Consider the following 16,796-nt stretch of genomic DNA (forward strand, 5'->3'; position numbering starts at 1 on the left):
GGGTTATGTAAGCGAATGACAACGCGGAATTACCGCAAAACTCGGCCCGGCCCTGTGGGTTTCGTCGGAAAACCACCAGGTGCTGTGTTGTTGCGCACTGAGGTAGATCACTACCTTGCGTGCACAACGCCTTGCGCCTGGCGGCTTTCCGACGAAACGCGATCCGCCGGCAAAACGTCAACAGAGCCTAGGCCTGCACTGGCGGTAACACGCTGGTGCTGGCGTAAAGCGAATAACCAGCAAGGAGACGACAATGGATTTTCGTATTGGCCAGGGTTGGGATGTCCACCGCCTGGTAGCCGGGCGCCCGCTGATACTGGGCGGCGTCACCATCCCGTTCGACAAGGGCCTGCTCGGTCATTCCGATGCCGATGCCTTATTGCACGCGATCACCGATGCCATTCTGGGCGGCGCTGGCTTGGGCGACATCGGCCGCCACTTCCCCGACACCGATCCCGCCTTCAAGGGCGCCGACAGCCGCCTGCTGTTGCGCGAAGCCTGCCGCCGGGTGGGCGAGGCGGGCTGGCGGGTAGGCAATGTCGATGCCTCCATCCTGGTACAGGCACCGAAAATGGCGCCGCATATCGCGGCCATGGTGGCCAATATCGCTGCCGACCTCGGTATCGAAGCCGCTTGCGTCAATATCAAGGCCAAGACCTATGAAAAGCTCGGGCCGGTCGGGGCGGGCGATAGCATCGAGGCGCAGGCGGTGTGTTTATTGGTGAAGCAGAAACAAGGTGGCGCATGAGCAATAGCGAACAAAAACCGGTTGATGCGGCGCTGCCGCCAAATGGGCCTTCGCGCAATTTTTTCGAAGCGCATTTCAACTTCATCGTATTCATCGTGGCGATGCTGTCTTGCGCAAGAACCATTGCGGTGTTGCCGCAGTTGGTATCGGTCGGCGCCTTGCCGATATTGGCCTTTTTGCCGTTTCAACTGGCCTTTCTGGCGCTCGGCGCTGCAGCGTTGATTCTCGATCAGGGGGCAGGAAAGGCCCGCAATCTATGCTTGCTGCTGGCGGCGATGGCCTTGTTTTTGCTGGTCATCCTTGCCGGCTGTGCATTACAGGCTTTGGTGCTGCCACACAATATTCTTCTCCATGATTTTTCACGAACGGTGCCGCCGCTGTTGTTTGCGCTGTTGCTGTCGGCCTTGCTGCCGCTGTTGATGATTGCTTTCAGCAAAAATCCGGTCAGGCCCTTATTGCTGCTGGGGGCCATTGCTGCGTTGACCGCGGGCTTGGCGATGCCGACATCCGGCATGCTCGATCCGTTGAAAACGCCGGCCATGCTGTTGATTGTTTGCGCCGCGCTATTTGCATTCCGCGCCGCGCGCAAACCCGCCGCCACCTGAGGCTGCAACACCGTGCGTATGGATGATCAGGCCTTGTCACGGTCGTTTTTGCGGGTTCGTCGCCTGCAATATGGCTGCGTCATTCTGGTCTGCTCGATTAGCTGGCGCGGCCAGATTCCGGTCAGCAGCTGGATCGTTGCAGCGCGCTTTTGCTTGATGCCGTCGGCCAAGCAAATCGGGCAGCACATGCAGTCGGTGCTGAATCAGCCGCGCTGGTTTGTGCGATGTACCGACTGCGGTGAACGCAATCCCTGCGGCTGGATCACCGGCGGTGAATTCGGCGATGTTTGCCATCGCTGTGCCGAACGCAATCACGGCGTGGTGTTTTAGCGCCGGCCAGAACCTCTGGATGTCTGTTACATGAATGCCTATTCGCTCGGCCCGCTCGGCCAGCTTCGCTACCACGATCTGCCCGGCGCAGGCCGGCCCTTGCTGTTTATCCATGGCCTCGGCTGCGCCGGATCGTCCGACTTTCCGGCAGTGGCGGCCGACCCGGCCCTGGCCGGCCGACGCCGGCTGCTGGTTGATCTGCTGGGCTCGGGCTTCAGCGACCGGCCGGGCGATTTTGCCTACACCATGGCCGCGCATGCCGAGGTGTTGCTGCAATGGCTCGATGGCCTGGGCATCGGCGAAGTCGATCTGTTCGGTCATAGCATGGGTGGCGCGGTGGCGATCGAGCTGGCTGGCCGGCTCGGGCCGCGTGTGCGCCATGTGCTGCTGGCCGAGCCGAATCTGGATGCCGGTGGCGGCTTTGTCAGCCGGCAGATTGCCGGGCACAGCGAGGCTGAGTACCTGGCGCACGGACATGATGCAATGCTGCGTGCTGCCCGGCTGCAAGGTGCGCACGCCTGGGCCGGTTCGCTGGCGCAATGCCTGCCTGCGGCCCTGCACCGCCAGTCCTGTGCCTTGATGGCCGGCGGCACGCCATCTTGGCGTAGCCAGCTGCTGGCATTGACCGTGCCACGCACCTTGATCGTTGGCGCGCAGTCTTTGCCCGACGCTGATAGCGAATCGCTGGCGCTGGCGGGCTTGCCGGTGCGCGTGCTTGGCGATGCCGGCCACGCCATGGCCTGCGACAACCCGGCCGGCCTCGCGCAGCTGATCGCCGAGGTGCTGGCATGAGCACCATACCCGATCAGACGGAGCCGCCGACATGCCCCTGACCCTGGCTCACCCGGCCGCGGTATTGCCGCTGTGGCGCTGGCGCCGCCACCTGCCGTTTCCGGCGCTGGTGGTCGGCAGCATGGCGCCCGATTTCGAATACCTGCTGTATCTGCGCCCGGCCAGCGGCATCGGTCATACGCCGCTGGGCGTGTTGCTGGTCAGCCTGCCGCTGGCCGCCATCATGTTTGCCTTGCTGCATGCCCTGTGGTTACCGGCGCTGCGGCAATGGCTGGACTGGCCGACCCAGGCGGCGCGGCCAAGCTTGGCGGCCATCGTGCTGGCGCTCTTACTGGGCATAGGCAGCCATCTGCTGTGGGATGGCTTTACCCATCGCACCAGCCCGCTGGTGCAGGCGCTGCCGGGCATGCTGGTGCTGATTCATGGCGTGCCGCTATTTCACTGGCTGCAACACGCCAGCACCGCCATCGGACTGTGCGCGATTGCGCTGTTCGGCCTGCGGGTTATCAGGCCTATTCTCGGCATCGCCAGCTGGATGCGCCTGTGCTGGCTACTGTTTGCCCTATGGGGCGCGGCCTTGCTGCCCGGCATCGCCAACGCCATGCGGGTAAGCCGGCTGGAATTGCAGCTGGCTTACCTGGCCTGCGGCACCATGGCGGCATTTGTGGTGTTGGCCAGCGTGCTTGCGGCTTGGTGTCGCTGGCGAGGCCGGTGGGGCCAAGGCTGATTGGGTTCGATACAGCAAGCTCGCTTTGCATTTCGGGTCGAGCTGCTTGATGGTCTTGTAAGGTGCAATTGAAGCGAAGCGCACTTCGCTGAATTCGGGGGCTTTTATTCTTTTGCTCCTGTGGCGCGAATAATTTGGTGCGGGGGCGCCCCGCACGCGCCCTACTTGTTCTTGCTTCACCAAAAAAGTAGGAAAAGAAGGCGACCTGACGGTCTCGCCCCGCTACGCGGGGTTCCCTGTGCTCCTCACAGCTTGCGTCCGGGCCAGAACTCGCCCGCTGCGCGGGCTCAAACAGGCTGTCCCGGACAGCCCTGCAAGCGGCTACGGTTCTCGGCGAGGCCGACGGGTACCGTAGCTTTTTCCGGACAAATCTCGTCCTGAACATGGCCCGACTGCGACCTTCCCAGGAGCGTTGCGGGAAGCGAATCCTACTTAGTGGTCTGAACCGCATTGCCGACTGACCGAGGCTCAATGGCAGGGAGTAGGGGCAGACAGGTGACTACCAGTCAAACTTGTTTTTATTCAGAAGGATTACGAAAAGGCGAATTGTCTGGTGTAGGCAAACTACCGTTGCAATTATGAAGCATATTGTAATAGGGTTTATGCTGAGGGTTTCTCCAAGACCGAGTTTTATTACGAATATGCTTAGTGCGGTTGCAATTATTAAGCTGGATAAGGCAATGGATGCGACTTTTTTATTTTTGAAAAAATACTCCTGGTCTACTATCACGGATGTCCAAAGGCTTATTGTTCCTGTCGCTGCTGCGATAGCAATGCCTAACATCGTGTAATCCTTTTGCTCTGCCCCTATGGTGAATGCTCGTTTGATGGATTCGTGCCCATACAGTGCGCACCACATTAGGCTGAATAAGCTTGCAGGTAGTATGGCTAGTGATTCGATTATTATTATGGGTAAGTTATTTTCCACTAATTTTTTCGTTAAATTGTTTTTCATCCTAAAAATCCAAGGTGCTTTGATGTGCTTGTAAACTAGCGCATTGATGCAAAGCCCCTGGGAGTTGCCAGGGGCTCTGTGTTACTGCGGATTGGCTTTTCTCTGCTCCTGCTTAAACCTTGAACTCCGCCAACTTCTTTGCCACCGCCAGATTCTTCAGCCGCACATAGTCGGGCAGGCCGTTCTTGAACGGCGGGAAGTCTTCGCCGGCGATCAGCGGTGACAGGTAGCGGCGGCAGGCTTCGGTGATGTGGAAGCCGTCGGCGCTGATAAAGTCGCGCGGCATGAATTTTTCCACATTGGCGACTTCGCTCAGCGGCGCATCGATGATGTCCCACTGGTAGGGGGCGTCGCTCAAGCGACGGATCGCCGGCATCACCGAGTTCTTGCCGGCCAATGCTGCTTGCACGGCGGCGCGGCCCAGCGCGTAGGCTTGTTCGACATCGGTGGCGCTGGCGATATGGCGGGCGGCGCGTTGCAGATAGTCGGCCACCGCCCAGTGGTATTTGTAGCCGAGCTTGTCTTTGACCAGTTGGGCGATGGTCGGCGCCACGCCGCCAAGCTGGGCATGGCCGAAGGCGTCTTTCAGGCCGGTTTCGCTGAGGAATTTGCCCTCTTTGTTCTTGATGCCTTCCGACACACCGATCACGCAGTGGTCGTACTTTTCGACCGTGGCTTTCACCTTGGCGAGGAAGGCTTCCTCATCGAATTCGATTTCCGGGAACAAGAGGATGTGCGGGCCTTCTCCCTCGGCTTCGGCAGCCAGACCGCAGGCGGCAGTAATCCAGCCGGCGTGGCGACCCATCACTTCGAGGATGAACACCTTGGTCGAGGTCTTGGCCATCGAGGCCACGTCGAAGCCGGCTTCGCGGATCGAGGTGGCGACGTATTTGGCCACCGAGCCAAAGCCGGCGCAGCAGTCGGTAATCGGCAGATCGTTGTCCACCGTCTTCGGCACATGGATCGCCTGGATCGGGTAGCCCATGGTTTCGGACAGTTGCGCCACCTTGTAGCAGGTGTCGGCCGAGTCGCCGCCACCGTTGTAGAAGAAGTAAGCGATATCGTGGGCCTTGAACACTTCGATCAGCCGCTCGTATTGCTCGCGGTGGGTGTCGAGGCTTTTCAGCTTGTAGCGGCAGGATCCGAACGCACCCGATGGGGTGTGCTTGAGGCGGGCAATATCCTCGGCGGATTCCAGCGAGGTGTCGATCAGGTCCTCGGTCAAGGCGCCAATGATGCCGTTGCGGCCGGCAAATACACGGCCGATCTGGTCAGGGTGCTGGCGGGCGGTCTCGATCACGCCGGCGGCCGAGGCGTTGATGACGGCGGTGACGCCGCCCGATTGCGCGTAAAAGGCATTCTTGATGGTCATACAGGCAAACTCCGGGATGGTTTGGGTAGGACGAGCCAGTGGCTCGCCTCGGGAATCAGGGTTTCTCGGCCTTGGTCTTGGCGGCCTCGTTGGCATGGCTTTGCTGCAACTGCTGGCGCCATGGCGTCCAGTCCACCGGCTTGCCGGTTTCAAAGCGCTGCTGCAGCTTGTCCAGCACCCGTGGCCAGGCTTTTTCGAAATAGGCGCGTGCTTGCGGCCATTCACCTTCGCTGCCCCAACCAAGATGGCTGAAGCTGAGCCGGGTGCCCTCGCCCTCGGGGGCAAAACGCAGAATCACCACCGTGCGCTGCTGGCGCGCTTGCGGCAGATGCGGTGGCGCATTCCAGGTGAAGGACAGCAGCTTTTCCGGCTCGACCGCCAGCACGCGCATATCGTCGGCGCCCTTCATGCCCGGTGCGGCATAGGGGTCGATATAGATTTCGAATGGTCCGCCGGGCTTGGCTTCCACCCGCGCTTCCGGGGCAAAAAAGCTGGTGATGCCTTCCGAGGTTGTCCACGCCTTCCACACTTCGGCCGGTGGCGCCTTGATCAGGCGGCTTAGCTCGATGGCGGTCTCGGCAGCACGGGGGGCGGGTGGCGCGGCCAGCATGCGCAGCAATTCGGCGGGTGGTTCGGCGGCCTGGACGGCCAGGGCGCCGCAGCAGAACAGGCAGGCAAGCAAGATGCGCATGGCGAACTCCGGTTGGACGCGAACGCGCGCATTGTAGTCGGATTCGCCGCCGTTTGCCCTGAGAGCCTGTTCACCCTGAGGGGGAGGCAAAATGCAAAACCTGTGGACACAGAGGGCACCGAGAGCATGGAGCACACAGAGAAAACCCGGTTTGATCTGGCCTTTCTCTGTGCGCTCTGTGTTCTCCCCGCTCTCTGTGTCTACAGGTTTTGGGCTTGTTGTGAACAGGCGCTTACACCACGTAGAGCTGCACGCTCAGATACTGGCAGGCACTGCCACCCAGTACGAACAGATGCCAGATGCCGTGGTAATGCGGCACCCGTTCATCATTGAGGAAGAAATAGATGCCTACGCTATAAATCAGGCCGCCTGCCGCCAGCCAGGCCAGGCCCGCCACCGGCAGGGCGAGGGCCAGCGGCTTGATGGCGATAAGGATCAGCCAGCCCATCACCACATACAGGATCATCGACAGAATGCGGGTACGCCGGCCCAGCGTCAGCTCCTGGATGATGCCGAACAGTGCCAGTCCCCAGCTCAGGCCGAACAGGGTCCAGCCCCAGGGGCCGCGCAGGGTCACCAGGGTGAACGGGGTGTAGGTGCCGGCGATCAGCAGGTAGATGGCACAGTGGTCGAATTTTTGCAGCACCGCCTTGGCGCGCACATGCTTGACGCTGTGGTAGATGGTGGAAAAGCCATACAGCAGAACCAGCATGGCGCCATAGATGCTGGCACTGACAATTTGCCAGGCATCGCCATACAGGCTGGCGCGGGTGACCATGACCACCAGGCCGGCAATGGCCAGCACGCTGCCGGCAAGATGGGTGTAGCTGTTGAATCGTTCACCGATATACACGGCTTGTCCTTGGTAATGGGAGGGCGGCTGCAAACTGGTTAATGGGTTGCCGCCACGCCGGAAAGTTCACGCCGGCATCAATCGAAAAACACCATGCCGGCATAGGGATGCTGGCGGCAGGCGGCGACGCGGCTGGCCAGGTCGCCATCATGCAATTCCAGCTTATGCCCGTCCGGGTCGAGGAAATACAGCGAGTTGCCCTCGCTTTGATTGACTCGCCATTCGATCACGCCGGCATCGCGAAGGCGCTTCGCTGCGCTTGCAAAGTCGTCGCTACTGAAGGCGTAATGGGTGTAGTCGCTTGAACAGGCGGCAGCGCGTGCTGCATCGAGCGATAGGCACAGCCATAAATCGCCAATGCTCAGGTAGGCGCCACTGTCCCAGCGCGCATGTGCTCGGGCGCCGAGCAGTCCGACATAGAAGCGCAAAGCAAGGTCGATGTCTGCCACGGCCAGCGTGAGGTGGTTGATTGCGCTCAGCATGGGGGGATGCTCGGCTATTTCTCGTCCAGCGTCCATTCGCCGCGCCACACTGCCGGCGGCTCGGCCACCATTTGCGCCAGCCGGGCGAGAAAGCGCGGCGCCAGCGGGTCGGCCGGCCAGCGCCGCGCAATCTCTTCCCAGTGCCGGCGGCATTCGGCCCAATGGCCGGCCTCCCACGGAAACCAGGCGGCATCGGTGGCGGCGATCAGCGCCGGGTCGTCGCAGGGGGTGTAGAGGTCTACGGCGATATGCTTGCCCTTTACCCGCACCCGGTCGACATGGCGTAGCTGGTCGTGGCCGGTGGCGTCGGCCACGCTGAATGACACCAGGGTGCTGGTGCCATAGTGCTTGTTGGCGCCCTCGATGCGCGAGGCGAGGTTGACGGTGTCGCCCAGCGCGGTATAGCTGAAACGCGCCTGCGAGCCCATATTGCCCACCACCGCCATGCCACGGTGGATGCCGATACGGGTATGCAGCGGCGCGAGGCCGGCGGCTTGGCGTTGTGCATTGAATGTCGCCTCGGCGGCCTGCATTGCCATCGCGCAGTCCAATGCCCGTTGCGCCTGCTGCGGGTCGTCCAGCGGCGCGCCCCAGAAGGCCATCAGCGCATCGCCGATGAATTTGTCCACCGTGCCCTCATGCTGCAGCACGATGCCGGTCATGATGCCGAAATAGTCATTGAGCAGGCTGCTCACTTCCAGCGGCGGCAGCTGTTCCACCAGGGTGGTGAAGCCGGCCAGATCGGTAAACAGCACGGTGATCTCGCGCTGGCTGCCGCCCAGCGTCAGGGTATCGGGCTCGGCTTCCAGTAGCGCCACCACCTTGGGCGACACATAGCGGGCAAACATGCCACGGATTTCCTGGCGGCGATGGCGTTCCTGCGCCAGCACCATGGTAATGCGCAGCATCAGTGTCAATACCAGACCCAGCGCTGCCGGCAAGGTGCTGAGCCAGATCAGCCGGTGGCCGAACAGCCACCAGCCGAGGCCGATGGCGGCAGCGCCGAGTAGCGCGCAGCCTATCGGCATCCATAGCAGCGAGCGACGGGCAGTGATGCTGCCGAACAGCAGGCAGGCTGCCAGCGCCAGCAGCCAGGGCAGGCGCCAATCGGCCTGGCGCAGCGCATGCTGGGTCAGCGCGTTTTCCAGCAGATTGGTATGGATCTCGATACCCGGCATCAGGCTGCCATCGATCACGGTAAACGGGCTGGGAAAGGTGTCGAGCTGGCCGCCCAGCGCCGAGGCATTGAGGGCGGTGCGTGCTACCAGCACCACCTGGTCCTGCAGGGCGCCCGCTGGCAGATTGGCCTTGGCGTCGAGCGCCTGCTCGTAGGAGATCAGCGGAAAGGTCTTGCCGGCCGGGCCGAGATAGCGCACCAGGCGATCCGGCGCCACGGTCAGATCGGCCGGCACGCCAAGGCGCTCGGCCAGCAGCTGGGCGGTGACACGCCATAGTGCATCGCTGCTGCGCGGCTGGTGGCGTACTACCTGGTCGGCATCGGGCTCCACCTTGATCTTGCCGACCCGCGCGCCTGCATCGATAAAGCGCTTCAGCGGTTTTTGCTCGATTTCCGCCACGCCGTAGTAGGTTTCCTCGCGCACCAGATGGGCGCCCAGCACCACATTGCCGGCGCGGCGAATGGCGGCTTCCAATGCGTGGTCGTCGGCTTCATTGCTGGCATGGTCGAACACCACGTCGAATACGATGGCGGCGGCGCCGGCCTGGGCCAGCGAGTCGATCAATTTGGCATGCAGGCTGCGCGGGAAGGGCCAGGTGCGGTTCATCACCTGGAAGCTGGTGTCGTCGATGCCGACGATGACGATGGGTAATTCCTGCTTGCGCGGCGCGGTGGCGACGGTCAGCACATCGAATTCGCGACCGCTGAGGGTGCGCCATAGCGGCGTCTGGGCGAACAGCCAGACCAGCAGCAGGCTGAAAAGGCCGATCACCTGCGCCGATAGCCGGCTATCGCCGGCAAAAGCGCGGCGCAGCCAGCGAGGGGGGCGCGGCAGCCGGATCAAAATCGCCAGCTGGCCTTGAGCCCGAGCAGGCGCTCATTGCCGCCATCGCTGCGCTGCTGCTGGGCGATCAGCTGCAGCTTCAGCTGCCGATCACTGCTGCGCCAGCCGGCCAGCAGGCGCGCGGTATGGGTAGCTGGCGCGGTGTCGCCCGCGCCGGCCGATTCGCGGGTCGGGTAGCCGGCGCGATAGACCGATTCGATATTGGCCGTCCAGTTACCGCTGGCCCAGGCCAGCCCGGCCAGAGCCTGCCGCTCGGGGATAGCGGGCAGCGGCAGGCCGGTAAATGCCTCGCGGCGGTTTTCGCTATGGCTGTGCAACAGGCCGCCGTACAGCGCGGTATGGCCATCGAGCAGGGCATTGAGCTGCAGTCCGCTCTGGCGGATGCGGCCGGCGGCGAAGGCCGGTGTGTCGGGCAGGGTGTCGAGCCGGCTCGGCTGGAACAGGCGCTCGGCCAGCAGGCTGTCGATCTGGCTGCTGCCGCTGGGGCGGTTTTCCACATTACCCAAGGGCTCGAACAGGATATTGCGGCTATCGAGTTGCTGGTGGTACAGGCTGGCAAACAGGCGCGGGTTGATCTCCCAGCCGAGCTCGACGCGCCACTGGCGCAGCTCGCCACCGGGCAGCACATACTGGTCGGCCAGTGCTACACCGGCCACGTCGACTGGTGCCAGCGTGTCATTGCCGGCCGGGCGCTGCCAGCGCTGCCATGCTGCCCGCAGGGTCAACTGCGAGTTGGCGCGCCAGGCGAAACCAAGGCGCGGATTGAGGCGGCCTGTGTCGGTTTCATCATGCCGATCTCGTACCGTGAAGGCGGGAAGGCTGCCAGCGGCAACCGTGGCCTTGTCGTCCTTTTGCTTGCGGTAGTGCTGCCAGGCCAGCAGCCCGTCAAACAGCCAGTCCTTGCCTGGCCGGAACTGGCCGCCCAGCCACAGCTGACGGCTGTGATCGCGATCGGCCACCGTTTCGTCAAAGCGGGTCTTGTCCTGGGCATGGGTCTGCGTGTCATGGCGCAGGCGTGCCCATTCGGCGCCCCAAGCCAGGTCGGCCTGCTCCAGTCGCAGGCTTTGCCGGTATTGCAGATCATCCTGGCGGTGCTGTTCCTGATTCAGCTGCCGTGCTGCGCTATAGCGCAGGTCGCTGTCATCGCGCTTGGCCCAGCCGGCTTTCAGCCAGATGGTTTCGCCGGGGTCGAGCCGGTAGCTGCCGCCAAGATTGATGCGCTGGTCGTCGCGGCTATCGGTTTGCGCAGGGGCTGGCGATGCAGCCTTGAGATCGCTGTCGATGGCAAAGCGGCTGGCAAAGCCAAACAGCGCCAGATCGGGCAGGGGCTTGGCGCCGACGCCAAGGAGCAGATTGCTGGCGCGGGCGCTGAGCGGGCCGTCGTCTTTGGGCGAGAAGCGGTCGCGCTCGCCCGCCACATACCAGGCCAGCGGCAGGCTGGCATTGCTATAGCCATTGCTGCTGGCTGCCAGCCGGCCCAAGCGCAGATCGCGGCCATCGAGCACGGTGCCGGTCAGCTCGCCGTATTGGCCCGGTTGGGTGAGCAGGCCCGGTCGTTTCGGGTCGCTGCCAAAAACGGTTGGATCAAGCAGCAGTCCCTGCATGATCTCGGCGCTGCGGTTGAAGTCACCGGCATATTGCTCGGCCAGGAACAGATGGCTGCTGCCCCAGTCGGCCAGCGCGGACTCGTGTGCATAGTGCGCCGCCCAGGCACTGAGTCCCATATCGGCCAACTGGCCGCCGATATGGGCGCCGCCCTGGCGGTCGCTGGCCAGCTGGTTCAGCGATTTGAGGCGTGGCATGCGCTCGGCGGCGGCGCGGGCGGCATCCAGTGCTTCGCCGCTCTGGTAGTCGTCGCGGGCGATCATGCTGCGCAATACATAGGGCAGCGGGTCGTTAGGGTCCAGCTCGCTGGCGCGCTGCAAGGTATCGCGCGCTGCCTTGAGCTTGCCTTGCCGGTAGTAGGCAATGGCCAGATAGCTGACCGCCCGAGCGTATTTCGGCTCGATGGCATTGGTGGCAAGCAATTGCTGCAGTGCCGCCTCGTTATTGCCCTGCTTGAGCGAGGCAATGCCCTGGCCGGTCAGCGCTACATAGTCGGCGCCATTGGCCGCCAAGGCCTTGGCAAATTCGGCTTGGGCGGCAGCCGGTTGGTCGCGCAGAATCGCCTGGGTGCCGAACTCGCCGGCGGCATAGGCCGGTTGGTCCGATAGCTGGCGCGCCTGCGCCAACTCGTTAGCGGCGCGACGGTCGGCGCCTCGCTCCAGATCGGTAATGCCCAAGCCCAGCCAGCCGCGTGGCTCACCCGGTGCAATGGCGATGGCACGTCGGTAGGCGCTGCGGGCGGTGGCGGCATCGCCTTCCTGCCTTGCTACATCGCCCAGCAGCAGGGCGGCGTGCAGATTGTCGCCGTGGCGAGCCATCAGCTGTTCTGCCTGTGTGCGCGCCTGCGCCGGCTGATCGCGGAACAGGGCCAGGCGGGCAGTCAGCAGGGCAAAGCGCCAGTCCTCGCCATAGCGTTGCCGACCTTCGTCGAGCAGGTTTTGCGCGCCGGCATCGTCGCCGCGCATCAGCTGCAGCTCGGCTGCCAGCAGCCAGGCGTAGGCACTTGGCGTATCGCGGCGGCGCTGGGCCAGCGCATCCAGAGTGTGGTTGTCGGGCGGTGCAGACAGCAGCGCCTGCCCGGCCAGCTCCGGGTACAGACTGGTGTCAATACGGTAGTCGGCCACCCATTGCACCCGCTCGCGGGCATTCACCAGCCGGCGTTTCACTGGCGCTGAGCCGACCGTGGCCCGGCCTTCCTCGCCTGCGGCGATGCTGACGCTGCCCTGGGCATTGTCGAGCGACACCACGCCGGACAGCACGGTCACCGTGGTTTCGCCGCTCTCGGCTACTTCGATCACCCAGTCGGTGCCGTGTATGCCGGCGGCGGCCGATGGGGTGACCATCTGCAACTGGCCGGCCGGCTGCTTGATCTGGCCCCAGGCCCGGCCTTTTTGCAGGCCCAGCACGGTATTGCCACCGGCGACGGCGGCATTGGCCTCGCGCACCTGGAATACCGTGTTCTGACCGAGCTTGATTTGCGCCTTGTCGGCCAGCAGCAGGCTCATGCTGGCGCCATCGCCGGTATGCACAAAGCTCAGCGGGGCGATCGGCTGATTGAGACTGGCAGCGCGCCACGGTGCATTGGCCAGCTCGCGGTATTCGCCGCTGCCGGTGAGACTGACGATGCGGCCGGCCTCGGCTGCCAAGGCCGGTAGCGACAGCGCCAGCAAGACTGCCGCCGCCAGACGGCTCCGGCTTGAATCAACGTGGTTTCTGGACTTCATACACCATCCTCAGGCGACCGTTGCGCAGCATATCGTCGGCATCGCTGCCGTAGCCGATGTAGAACTGGGTACCTACCAGGGATGACAGATCGGTGCTGGTAATGATGTCGATCAGCAGGCCCTGGTCATTGCTCTGGCTGACATTGTTCAGGTATTCGCCGATGGCACCGCCTACATAGGGGGTCCAGCCCTGGGTGCGGGTCTTCAGATACAGGGCGGTCTGGCCGGCCGGCAGGCCGAAATACTTGCCCGGCACCACGGCACCGACGTAGACATTGAGCCCGCCAGCAGCCCGGGCCAGCCGGCTGCTACTGCTCGCTTGCGGCAGCTTCAGGGTGGTATTGACGGTGAGCTTGAGGTCGGTGCCGATTTTCTGCGTCTGGGCGAAGAAGGGGGGCTGCTTGTCAGCCGGGATGGCCAGATTGGCGATGGCTGGCGCCAGGTCTAGAAAACCGGTCGATGCCAGATTGAACACGCCGGTATAGCTGCTCTGATTGCCAAAGCTGCCCTCACCCAGTTGACCGCTGTAGTTCCAGCCAGTTGACCAGACGATGCCGTCGCTACGCACCGCCAGCAGGTGCTCGGCACCGCCGGCCATCGCCGCATAATTGCTACCCAGTACCCGGGTGGGGCGGAACCAGAACACTTCTTCCAGACCGTCGCCGAGTTCGCCGACATAGTCCGAGCCCCAGCCCCACAGGCTACCATCGGCCGCCAAGGCGTAACTCATGGTGCCACCCGCGGCAATGGCGATGATATTGCCTGGCAGGCCTTGTACCTGCAGTGGTTCGATGGCGAAGTTGCCTTCCTCCTGCGCCAGCTGACCGTGCATATTATTGCCCCAGGCCCATACCTTGCCGCTGCTGTCGAGCGCCAGCGAGTGGCGATTGCCGGCTGCCACCGCTACCGCCTTGCCAAAGCTCACTGTGGTGCGCGGCAGGGTCGAGTAAAAATCCACGCCATCGCCAAGCTGGCCGTCGCCATTGTCGCCCCAGCTCCACACGGCACCGCCGGCGTCGATGCCGAGCATATGGGTGCCACCAATCGCGATGTCGAGCAGGGGTGGTACGCCGCCGACCAGGCCGGGCACATTGGTGTCGCGTTCGATATCGTCGCCGATGCCGAGCTGATTGCTATCGTTATTGCCCCAGGTCCATAGCCGGCCGGTGCTGTCGAGGGCAGCACTGCTGCCGCCGCCAGCGGCAATGCGGCGGATATTGGCAAGGCCTTTGACCGCCACGGCGCCGGTATAAAAGCCGGCTTCGCTGCCGCTGCCCACCGCGCCATCGGTATTGTCACCCCAGGCCCATACCGTGCCATCGTTTTTCAGGGCCAGCGAATGCAAGGCACCAGCGGCGATCCGACTTACATTGGTGAGGCCTGCCACCTGGATCGGGATATTGCGGGTGGTTTCAACGGCGTCGCCCAACTGGCCCAGCGCGTCGTAGCCCCAGGCCCATAGCTTGCCGGAAGAGTCGGCCGCCAGCGTGTGGTAGTAGCCGGTGGCATAGCTGCTCAACCCCGCAGGCAGGCCCTTGGGTTTGATCACGACCAGATCGTTCGGGCTGATATCGTCGCCGCTGGCCAACTGCCCTAGCGAATTGTCACCGCCGCCGACCAGGCTGCCATCAGCCAGCTGGATCTGGTAATGGCTGTCGCCGAGCTGGATGGCTTTGGCTGCAGCCGGAAGAGGTACTTGCACCGGCTTTTGCACCGACCAGAATCCCCAGATCCAGGCCTTGCCGTCACTACTGATGGCTGCGCCGCTCGACGGTCCGGCGGCAATCGCCACCACCTGTTCCAAGCCGGCGATCATGGCGGGCACGGCGCGATCGACATTGCTGCCATCGCCCAGCGCGTAATTGGTATTGCTGCCCCAGGCCCAGACACGGCCATTTACGTCCAGCGCAAAGCTATGGCCACCGCCCGCATCGATGGCCTTGAGCTTGGGCGTGCCCGCCGGGAAATTGACCTTGGCCGGCAGCAGCACCGGCACGCTGGCGGTCATGCCGAGCTGGCCGGCATCGTTGGCACCCCAGGCCCATACTTCGCCGGATCCGTTCAATGCCAAGGTGTGGCCGACGCCGGCGCGCACCGCTACTGCGCCGCTTACCCCCTTCGCCTGCACCGGGCTTAGCCGCTCGCTATCGCTGCCGTCGCCAAGCTGGCCGTCACTATTGCGGCCCCAGCCCCATACCCGGCCACTGTTATCAATCGCCAGCGAAAACGTCTCGCCTGCAGCGACACTGCTGGCGGGCGGCAAGCCGGCTACCTTGACCGGTACGCCATGGCTGTTGGTGCCACCATCGCCGAGCTGGCCGTTGTAGTTATTGCCCCAACCCAGCACGCTGCCGTCTTTCATCAGGGCCAGCGAATGGTAGCTGCCTGCTGCCACCGCCTTGACGCTGCCACCTTGCGGAAACTCGACGGCAACCGGCGTGCTGCGGAAAATCTTGCGGCCGCTGCCAAGCTGGCCGCTGCTGTCATCGCCCCAGGCATACACATTGCCATCGCTGCTCAAGGCCAGGCTGTGCAGATAGCCACCCGCCACCTGCGGCGTGGCGGCCAGGGTAGCGGTATGGAGCAGCAGGGAGAGGGAGCAGAGCAGGGCACGCATGGGAAGCCTTCTTCGGGACGGCAGTACGGCGTGATTATATAAAGCAAACCGGCCGCAAACTTTGCAGCTTGCAGCCGGATCGAGTGTGACTAGTGCCGTTTGGCGGCGTTTTGCTCACCAAGGCGGCAAAGCAATGCGCCGCCGATCAGGCGCCCAGCGCCGCCAGCACCTTGTCTTTCACCGTTTCTACCGCCTCGGTGCCGTCGATCTTGTGATACTTCGGTGCGCGGGCGTCGCCGCTGGCGGCCAGTTTGCCGTAGTAGCCGACCAGCACTTCGGTCTGCTCGTGGTAGACCGCCAGGCGGGTTTTCACCTTTTCTTCGGTATCGTCGCTGCGCTGGACCAGGTCTTCGCCGGTCACATCATCCTTGCCTTCCACCTTGGGCGGGTTGTAGCGGATATGGTAGCTGCGGCCCGATGGCTCATGGGTGCGGCGGCCGGTGACGCGGTCGACGATCAGGGCGTCCGGTACATCGATTTCCACCACATAGTCGATATCGACCCCGGCTTCGCGCATGGCTTCGGCTTGCGGGATGGTGCGCGGGAAGCCGTCGAACAGAAAGCCCTTGGCGGCATCGGGCTGGGCGATGCGCTCTTTCACCAGGCCGATGATGATGTCGTCGCGTACCAGGCCGCCGGCGTCCATGATTGCCTTGGCTTCCAGACCCAGCGGGGTACCGGCCTTGACGGCGGCGCGCAGCATGTCGCCGGTGGAAATCTGCGGAATGCCGAACTTCTCTTTGATGAAGTTGGCTTGGGTGCCTTTGCCGGCGCCGGGGGCGCCCAGGAGGATCAGTCGCATGCGGGGAGGTCCTGGTTGGATGGTTCGGAGTTTGGATCAGGTATTCAGTGCAGCCCAGCGCCTTTTTACGCGCGCCAGGTCTTCAGGGGTATCGACGCCGGCTTCCGGGAGCAACTCGGTGATGGCGATGCCGATCGGATAGCCATGCCACAGCACGCGCAGTTGTTCCAGTGCCTCAAACTGCTCGAGCGCACAGGGCGCGAGCTTGCGGTACTGGCGCAAAAAGCCCGCGCGGTAGCCGTAGATGCCGATATGCCGGAACACCGGTAGCTGTTCGGGCAGGCTGTCGCGCGATAGCGCGAAAGCGTCGCGGGCATAGGGAATCGGCGCGCGGCTAAAGTAGAGCGCACGTCCGGCCTGGTCAAGCACCAGTTTGACGATATTCGGGTTGAACAGATCGTCCGCGCTGTGGATGGCGTGGCAGGCGCTGGTCATCGGGAAATCGGGGTGATCGTGCAGCTTGGCGGCGACC

Annotated in this window: 15 protein-coding genes; 4 read left to right on the top strand and 11 right to left on the bottom strand. The window is 63.4% G+C overall.

Annotated features, from left to right (window positions below; genetic code table 11):
- Window positions 1-253: 253 nt before the first annotated feature.
- Both ispF and ACE3OH_RS09305 read left to right on the top strand, forming a co-directional pair.
- A complete protein-coding gene (gene ispF, locus ACE3OH_RS09300) occupies window positions 254-748 on the top strand; it encodes a 2-C-methyl-D-erythritol 2,4-cyclodiphosphate synthase (protein ID WP_374351173.1) in 495 nt (164 codons plus the stop codon).
- Window positions 749-1,008: 260 nt separating this feature from the next.
- Window positions 1,009-1,353, top strand: coding sequence for a hypothetical protein (locus ACE3OH_RS09305; RefSeq protein ID WP_374351175.1), 345 nt, complete (start codon window positions 1,009-1,011; stop codon window positions 1,351-1,353).
- A gap of 36 nt (window positions 1,354-1,389) precedes the next feature.
- On the opposite strand, the gene ACE3OH_RS09310 is transcribed toward ACE3OH_RS09305, so the two are convergent.
- Window positions 1,390-1,797, bottom strand: a complete 408-nt coding sequence (locus tag ACE3OH_RS09310; protein WP_374351177.1) for a hypothetical protein — start codon at window positions 1,795-1,797, stop codon at window positions 1,390-1,392.
- On the opposite strand from ACE3OH_RS09310, the gene ACE3OH_RS09315 reads away from it, so the two are divergent.
- Both ACE3OH_RS09315 and ACE3OH_RS09320 read left to right on the top strand, forming a co-directional pair.
- A complete protein-coding gene (locus ACE3OH_RS09315) occupies window positions 1,783-2,475 on the top strand; it encodes an alpha/beta fold hydrolase (protein WP_374351179.1) in 693 nt (230 codons plus the stop codon). The genes ACE3OH_RS09310 and ACE3OH_RS09315 overlap by 15 nt on opposite strands.
- Before the next feature lie 31 nt (window positions 2,476-2,506).
- Window positions 2,507-3,202, top strand: a complete 696-nt coding sequence (locus tag ACE3OH_RS09320) for a DUF4184 family protein (RefSeq protein WP_374351181.1) — start codon at window positions 2,507-2,509, stop codon at window positions 3,200-3,202.
- A 499-nt stretch (window positions 3,203-3,701) separates the two neighbouring features.
- Here the strand turns inward: ACE3OH_RS09320 and ACE3OH_RS09325 are convergent, their stop codons facing one another.
- From ACE3OH_RS09325 to ACE3OH_RS09370, 10 genes are all read right to left on the bottom strand, one after another.
- Window positions 3,702-4,157, bottom strand: coding sequence for a hypothetical protein (locus ACE3OH_RS09325; RefSeq protein ID WP_374351183.1), 456 nt, complete (start codon window positions 4,155-4,157; stop codon window positions 3,702-3,704).
- 112 nt (window positions 4,158-4,269) lie between these two features.
- Window positions 4,270-5,529, bottom strand: a complete 1,260-nt coding sequence (locus ACE3OH_RS09330) for a 6-phosphofructokinase (protein WP_374351185.1) — start codon at window positions 5,527-5,529, stop codon at window positions 4,270-4,272.
- Between the two features lie 55 nt (window positions 5,530-5,584).
- Window positions 5,585-6,220: an SRPBCC domain-containing protein gene (locus tag ACE3OH_RS09335; RefSeq protein WP_374351189.1), complete on the bottom strand. Its 636-nt coding sequence runs from the start codon at window positions 6,218-6,220 to the stop codon at window positions 5,585-5,587.
- A 232-nt stretch (window positions 6,221-6,452) separates the two neighbouring features.
- Window positions 6,453-7,073, bottom strand: coding sequence for a hemolysin III family protein (locus tag ACE3OH_RS09340; protein WP_374351191.1), 621 nt, complete (start codon window positions 7,071-7,073; stop codon window positions 6,453-6,455).
- 77 nt (window positions 7,074-7,150) lie between these two features.
- Complete coding sequence (locus tag ACE3OH_RS09345; protein ID WP_374351193.1) at window positions 7,151-7,555, bottom strand: VOC family protein; 405 nt, start codon at window positions 7,553-7,555, stop codon at window positions 7,151-7,153.
- A gap of 14 nt (window positions 7,556-7,569) precedes the next feature.
- Window positions 7,570-9,576, bottom strand: a complete 2,007-nt coding sequence (locus ACE3OH_RS09350) for a CHASE2 domain-containing protein (protein WP_374351195.1) — start codon at window positions 9,574-9,576, stop codon at window positions 7,570-7,572.
- Window positions 9,573-12,905 carry a tetratricopeptide repeat protein gene (locus ACE3OH_RS09355; RefSeq protein WP_374351197.1) on the bottom strand — a complete coding sequence of 1,111 codons (3,333 nt, stop codon included), beginning with the start codon at window positions 12,903-12,905 and terminating at the stop codon, window positions 9,573-9,575. Before ACE3OH_RS09355 ends, ACE3OH_RS09350 begins: the two co-directional genes overlap by 4 nt.
- Window positions 12,883-15,522 (bottom strand): hypothetical protein, encoded by a 2,640-nt coding sequence (locus ACE3OH_RS09360; protein ID WP_374351199.1) that lies wholly within the window; start codon window positions 15,520-15,522, stop codon window positions 12,883-12,885. The genes ACE3OH_RS09355 and ACE3OH_RS09360 overlap by 23 nt, the downstream gene beginning before the upstream one ends.
- 145 nt (window positions 15,523-15,667) lie before the next feature.
- Window positions 15,668-16,324, bottom strand: a complete 657-nt coding sequence (gene adk / locus ACE3OH_RS09365) for an adenylate kinase (protein ID WP_374351201.1) — start codon at window positions 16,322-16,324, stop codon at window positions 15,668-15,670.
- A 36-nt stretch (window positions 16,325-16,360) separates the two neighbouring features.
- Window positions 16,361-16,796 (bottom strand): cytidylyltransferase domain-containing protein (locus ACE3OH_RS09370; RefSeq protein ID WP_374351203.1); only part of this gene is annotated, 436 nt, incomplete at its 5' end.

Source organism: Chitinimonas sp. (assembly GCF_041904975.1).
Lineage (GTDB): Bacteria > Pseudomonadota > Gammaproteobacteria > Burkholderiales > Chitinimonadaceae > Chitinimonas.